6 protein-coding genes are annotated in these 6,551 nt (G+C 66.7%); all 6 read left to right on the forward strand.

All coding sequences use genetic code 11. The features are described 5' to 3' along the window. Positions 1-187 precede the first annotated feature (187 nt). Positions 188-835 carry a GntR family transcriptional regulator gene (locus tag AOK17_RS38125; protein WP_055617196.1) on the forward strand — a complete coding sequence of 216 codons (648 nt, stop codon included), beginning with the start codon at positions 188-190 and terminating at the stop codon, positions 833-835. A gap of 17 nt (positions 836-852) precedes the next feature. Further along, complete coding sequence (locus AOK17_RS38130) at positions 853-1,869, forward strand: 1-aminocyclopropane-1-carboxylate deaminase (protein WP_055617193.1); 1,017 nt, start codon at positions 853-855, stop codon at positions 1,867-1,869. A gap of 234 nt (positions 1,870-2,103) precedes the next feature. Next, on the forward strand, positions 2,104-3,144 hold the full coding sequence (locus tag AOK17_RS38135; protein WP_107102605.1) for a LacI family DNA-binding transcriptional regulator: 1,041 nt from the start codon (positions 2,104-2,106) through the stop codon (positions 3,142-3,144). A 138-nt stretch (positions 3,145-3,282) separates the two neighbouring features. Beyond that, positions 3,283-4,578 carry an ABC transporter substrate-binding protein gene (locus tag AOK17_RS38140; protein ID WP_245697627.1) on the forward strand — a complete coding sequence of 432 codons (1,296 nt, stop codon included), beginning with the start codon at positions 3,283-3,285 and terminating at the stop codon, positions 4,576-4,578. A 1-nt stretch (position 4,579) separates the two neighbouring features. Further along, positions 4,580-5,611 (forward strand): carbohydrate ABC transporter permease, encoded by a 1,032-nt coding sequence (locus tag AOK17_RS38145; protein WP_055617195.1) that lies wholly within the window; start codon positions 4,580-4,582, stop codon positions 5,609-5,611. Then, positions 5,601-6,479 carry a carbohydrate ABC transporter permease gene (locus AOK17_RS38150; RefSeq protein WP_079053510.1) on the forward strand — a complete coding sequence of 293 codons (879 nt, stop codon included), beginning with the start codon at positions 5,601-5,603 and terminating at the stop codon, positions 6,477-6,479. Before AOK17_RS38145 ends, AOK17_RS38150 begins: the two co-directional genes overlap by 11 nt. Positions 6,480-6,551: the final 72 nt, after the last annotated feature.

Genomic DNA, 6,551 nt, shown 5'->3' on the forward strand with positions numbered 1-6,551 from the left:
AGATGTATATAAGGGAGAGGTCTTCGGGGGGCTGTCGGATGCCGCTTTTCGGATGGTTCCGCTGCTTGAGGGGGCTCGGGACGCGGACTGGCCCTGGGCTGTCTGAGGGGGGCGTGAGCGTGTGGCCCGCACTTTGGTGCGGGCCACATGCTTGTACGGCTTCGATTTGATATCTAACATTTTAGTTGTGGATGCCATTCGACCCGTGCGCCGGACCCTGCTCAGGGAGCAGGCGTACGAAGCGATCAAGGACGCCATCGTGGCCGGGGAGATCGAACCCGGAGCGGTGGTGCGTGATGGTGAGCTGGCCGAACGGCTTGGGTTGTCCCGGGCCCCTGTGCGCGAGGCCTTCTCCCGGCTCGTCGACGAAGGGCTGCTGGAGAGCAAGCCGCAGAGTTATACGCGGGTGACCGCGGTGGTGGCCGGGGAAGTACGGGACGCGGCTGCCGTGGTGGGGGCCATGCATGAGCTGGTCGTGCGGGTTGCCGTGCCTCGGTTGCGGGGGGCGGACGTCAATGCGATGCGCTCCGCCAATGCGCGGTTCGCTCATGCCGTGCGTGCGGGGGACGTGGATGCTGCCCTGCGTGCCGATGACGAGTTGCACGATGTGCTGGTGAGGGCGGGTGGCAATGGGGCTGCCGCGGCCACCATTTCGCGCTATACGCCGTTGATCCGGCGGCTGGAGCGGCGGCGGTTCGGTGAGGGCGGCAACTGTCGTTCGGCCGGGCTACACGAGCAGCTCATCGAGGCGTGTGCGGATGGTGACGTGGACGAGGCCGTTCGGGTCACCGCGGAGATCTGGCGGGGGCTCGAAGGCCTCGCCGACGGTGAATGAATCCAGGAGGCCTGGCCATGTCCCTTTCCTCGTACGAGCGTTACCCCCTGTTGTTCGGGCCTTCGCCCGTTCATCCGCTGGAGCGGTTGACCGGGCATCTTGGTGGGGCCTCGTTGTGGGCCAAGCGGGAGGATTGCAACTCCGGGGTTGCCTATGGGGGGAACAAGACTCGCAAGCTGGAGTATCTGGTTGCCGACGCGCTTGCGCAGGGGTGCGACACGCTTGTTTCGATCGGGGGTGTGCAGTCCAATCACACTCGGCAGGTTGCGGCCTGTGCTGCGCGGGCCGGGCTCAAGTGTGTTCTGGTTCAGGAGAGTTGGGTGGAGTGGCCCGACTCCGTGTACGACAAGGTCGGGAACATTCTGATCAGTCGGCTGGCGGGGGCCGATGTGCGGCTTGTGCGGGCCGGGTTCGGGATCGGGTTCAAGGAGAGCTGGGAGCTGGCTCTGCGGGAGGTCGAGGAGGGGGGTGGGAAGCCTTACGCCATTCCTGCCGGGGCCTCCGATCATCCTCTTGGTGGGCTCGGGTTTGCCGGGTGGGCCTATGAAGTCGCCGAGCAGGAGCGGGAGTTGGGGGTCTTCTTCGACACCGTGGTGGTTTGCTCGGTGACCGGGTCCACTCAGGCGGGGATGGTTGCCGGGTTCGCCTCGCTGGAGGAGGCGGGTGGGCGGTCGCGGCGGGTGCTCGGTGTGGATGCGTCGGCGGATCCTGTTCGGACCCGGGAGCAGGTCGCGCGGATCGCCCACGGGACGGGGCAACTCATCGGTGTGGAGAGGGAGTTGACCGTCTCGGACGTCGAGCTGGACGAGCGGTATCACGCGGGTACCTATGGGATTCCTGATGAGGCCACGTTGGATGCGATGCGGCTTGCCGCCCGGATGGAGGGGATGGTCACCGATCCCGTGTACGAGGGGAAGTCGATGGCCGGGATGATCGACCTCGTGGGGCGGGGGGAGATCGGGCGGGGCTCGACTGTGTTGTACGCCCATCTTGGGGGGCAGCCTGCTTTGAATGCCTACAGTGCCTTGTTCTGAGGGCTTGGCTGGTGCGCCTGGGGATTGTGAGTGGGGCGGGGCCGTGCCGGTATGTCACGTTCGCGACTGCTGGGCGTACTGCCGTGAGTTTCAATGGTGGGCGTTTCCAGCGGGAGCTGTACGTCGCGAACGTTGACATACCGGCACGGCCCCGCCCCGCTTGCGTTGGCGGCTGCCGGTTTGTGGGGTGTTCCCTCGGCTGTTGTTGTGTGGTGGCCGGTTACAGTGCACTTCGTGCGGGGTGATGAGCGGCTGGGGTCGCGTGGCGGGCAGGCCGGTGGTGGGCGTCGGCGGGCCACTATTCATGATGTTGCCCAGTTGGCGGGGGTGTCGCGGCAGACGGTGTCGCGGGCCGTCAATGACAAGGGTGAGATCGATCCGGGCACCAAGGCGCGGGTGCTGGAGGCCGCTCGGGTGCTGGACTATCGGCCCAGCCGGTTCGCGCGGGGGCTGGTGCGGAAGGGGACCGTGACGGTGGGTCTGGTGATTCCGGACCTGATGAATCCGTTCTTTCCCGAGGTGGCCGCTGGAGTTTTGGAGGCCGCCGAGCTGCGTGGGTGGCAGGTGGTCGTTTGGGACTCCCGTACCGATGAGGCCCGGGAGCGGGAGGCGCTTGATGTGCTGTCCCATCAGGCCGATGCCGTTGTGGGGTACTTCAAGAACGAGGACGACGTGCTGGCGCGGCGGCTGGGTGGTGTGCCGTTGGTGCTGTTGGAGCGTGGGCCGCAGCGGACTCGGTTCGGGGCCGTCGGGATTGATGTCGCCGGGGGGATGGAGCAGGGCGTCGCTCATCTGGTTCGGGCCGGGCATCGCAGGATCGGCATGCTGGACGGTGAGCGGAGTGAGGTCCCCGGGGAGCGCCGAGAGGCGTTTTTGTGTGAGGTGCGGCGGCATGGTCTGGCTGTTGATGACAGTTGGGTTGTGTTGTGCCCGGAGCAGAGTGTGGCCGGTGGTGAGGCGGGTGCGGAGCAGTTGCTGCGCTGTCGGCCGGACGTCAGCGCTGTGGTTGGGTTCAATGATTTGATCGCTGTTGGGGCTATGCGGGTCGCTCGGGGGCGGGGGCTGCGGATTCCCGGTGACCTGGCTGTTCTGGGCTTTGACGGGCTTTCCCTGGGGGAGCTGGTGGAGCCTGCCTTGACCACCCTGCATATCGACAAGCGGCGGTTGGGGCGGCTGGCCGTCGAGCAGGTGGCTCGGTTGCGGGCCGGCGAGGAGCCGCTGGGCGGCGCGGACGCCTGGGTCGTTCCCGAGCTGGTGGTGCGGGCCTCCGCCTGAGTTTCCTACGCGGCAACAGATAGCGCTTACACATGTCTTGACACTCATTTTCGGCCGCCTCGATACTCGACGGCAACGTTCACGTGAACGTTCACGGAGCTCGACATCGTTGTCCCTCCCGAAAGTGAGTGCGCGCCTATGCCACACCGAACGATGTCCCGCAGGGGGCTGCTGGGAGCCTCCCTCGGCGCCGCGCTGCTCGGTCTGCCGGGATGTGGGGCGGGCAATGGCTCGGCCTCCGCGGGCACCGATCATCTGAGCCTCTGGTACTGGAAGGGCTCGCTGAGCGACAAGCTGCTCGCCACCGCCCGGCGTGCCGTACCCGGTGTGCCGGGGCTGAGGGTGAAGGGGTCCCAGATCCCCGACGGGGACATCGACTCGAAGGTCCGTACGAGTCTTGCCGCCCGTGCCTATGTGCCGGATCTGACGGTCGTGAACTCCGACAACCTCGCCACGTTCTTTCCCGATGAGAACGAGTTTCTTGATTTGCGGACGCTGGGTGCCGAGGGCGTGCGTGGTGAGTATCTCGACTGGAAGTGGAAGGGGTGCTTCGCTCCTTCGGGGCGGATGATCGGCTTCCCGCTTGATGCCGGACCCACCGCGCTCTACTACCGGCGGGATCTCTTCCGGCGGGCCGGGCTGCCCGACGAGCCGCAGGCCGTTGCCGAGGAGCTCTCCACCTGGGAGAAGTACCTCGCTGCCGGGCGGGCGCTCCGGAAGGGGCCCGGCAAGCCGTATCTGGTGAGCAACGTCGGCAATGTCTTCCAGCAGGTGCTGCTCCAGAGCCCCAAGCAGTTCGTGGACGCCGACAACCGGTTCATCGGCGACCAGGCACACGTCAAACGTGCCTGGGACCTGTCTGTGGAGATGCTCCGGCAGGGGCTCAGCGCCCGGATCGTGGACGGTACGCCCGACTACAACGCCGCCATGGGCGGGGGACGCGTCGCCTCGATGACCACGGCGGTGTGGGCCATCAACGGACTGAAGGACACCGCGCCGAAGACGTCCGGGGCCTGGCGGCTGACCACCATGCCGGACGGGCCCGCCAACTACGGCGGGTCGTACGTCACCCTGACCCGCTACTGCCGCGACCCGGAAGGCGCCTTCGCCTTCGTGAAGTGGCTGCTCGGCCCGGCGAACCAGCTCAAGAGCTACCAGGAGATGGCCCTGTTCCCCACCACTCCCGCCGCCTACGCCGACCCCGCGATGCACAAGCCCGACCCCTTCTTCGGCGGTCAGCGGCCCATCGATGTCTTCGGCCCGGCCGCCCAGAAGGCTCCCGTCGTCTACTTCAGCCCGTACGAGGAGACCGCCAACACCCCGTTCTTCCAGGAGCTGACCAACGTGGAATCGCTCGGCAAGAAACCCGACCGCGCCTGGCGCGACGCGGTGAACACCGCCGAGACCACGCTGTCCCGGCTGGGGGTGAGCTGACATGGCCACAGTCGCAGACCCGGCGGAGGCCGGCGCCCCCACGCACGACGGCGGAGGGCGGACAGAAAGCCGCCGCTCCCGTGCCAGTGCCCCGGGTGGGCGGCGGCGTCATGGGCCGCCTCTCCTCGCCATCTCGCCGTTCTATGTGCTGTTCGCCGTCTTCGGCGCCTTCCCGGTGGTCTTTTCGCTGTACCTGTCCTTCCAGGACTGGGACGGCATCGGTGACATGCGATTCGTCGGCCTCAAGCAGTACGGCTGGCTGCTCGAGGACTCGGTGTTCTGGCACTCGGTGCTCAACACCTTCGAGATCTGGTTCCTGTCCACGGTGCCGATGCTGTTCCTGGCCCTGGTGCTCGCGTTCCTGCTGCACTCGCAGGTCCGGTTCACCGGTGCGTACCGGGTGGCGTACTTCATCCCCAACGTCACCTCGATGGTCGCCATGACCGTCGTCTTCGGCTCGGTCTTCGCCCAGACGGGCCTCGCCAACTCGGCGCTGAGGATGGTCGGGATGGACGGCGTCGGCTGGCTGTCCTCCGAGTGGGGCATCAAGGTGTCCCTCTCCGCCATGATCATCTGGCGGTGGGTCGGCTACAACGCCCTGATCTTCCTGGCGGGCCTCCAGGCCATTCCCACCGAGCACTTCGAGGCCGCCCGCGTCGACGGGGCGAACAGCTGGCAGACCCTCTTCCGGGTCGTGCTGCCGCAGTTGCGGCCGGTGGTCCTCTTCGCCGCCGTCACGTCCACCATCAACGGCCTGCAGATCTTCACCGAGTCCCAGGTGCTGTTCCAGTCGACCGATGTCGGAACCATCGGCGGACCGGGCCAGGAAGGTATGACCATCGTGCTCTATCTGTGGCAGAAGGCCTTCAAGGACCACCAGTTCGGTTACGGGGCCGCGATGGGCTGGGTCCTCTTCGCGATCATCGCGATCTTCACCCTCATCAACTGGCGGCTGGTCTCCGGCTCCGACCGCGAGGACCGCGGCGGCCTCCGGTCACTGCTGCGCCGCAAGGGGGCCCGCAATGGCCGTTGACGAGAGGGAGCGGGCTACCGGCAGTGCGGGGCTCGCCATCGGCTCCGGCAGCCGGCTCACCCGGGTCTGTGTCCGGGTCGTGCTGCTGCTCGGTGTGCTGATCTCGCTGTTCCCCTTCTACTGGCTGGTGGTGATGGCCTCCGGTACTACGGAGGACATCTACAGCTATCCGCCCAAGCTGGTACCCGGACCGCATCTCCTGGACAACATGGGGCGGGTGCTCGACACCGTCGACTTCTTCGGCTCGCTGTTCAACACCGTCGTCGTCGCCGTGGTCGGGACCGCGCTGGTGCTGTTCTTCGACTCGCTGGCCGCGTTCGCCTTCGCCAAGTACGAGTTCCCGGGCAAGAGGTTCCTGTTCGGTGCGCTGCTGGCCACGTACATGATTCCCGCGCAGCTCTCGCTGGTGCCGCAGTTCGTCACCATGGCGGAGTTCGGCTGGGCCGGCTCACTGACGGCGCTGATCATTCCCGGTGCGGCCAACGCCTTCGGCATCTTCTGGATGCGCCAGTACGCACAGAACTCGCTGCCCGACGAACTGCTCGACGCCGGACGGATCGACGGCGCCGGTTTCTTCCGGCTCTACTGGCAGGTCGCGATGCCGTTGTTCCGGCCCGCGCTGGCCTTCCTCGGCATCTTCACCTTCATCAGCATCTGGAACGACTACATCTGGCCGCTGGTCGTCATGATCGACCCCGACAGGGTCACCCTTCAGGTCGCCCTGGCGAACCTCAACGTCCTCTACAACACCGACTACTCCCTGGTGATGGCCGGTGCGTTGATGAGCGTCGTCCCGCTGATCGTGGTGTTCCTGATCGGGGCGCGGCACTTCCTCAGGGACCTTGCCGCGGGGGCCACGAAGATGTGACCCGGCCACGGAAGATGTGACCCAGCCACGAACGCGCGGGGCGCCCCACAGGTGGGGCGCCCCGCGCGTTCG

It is taken from the genome of Streptomyces phaeochromogenes (genome assembly GCF_001418655.1).
Lineage (GTDB): Bacteria > Actinomycetota > Actinomycetes > Streptomycetales > Streptomycetaceae > Streptomyces > Streptomyces phaeochromogenes.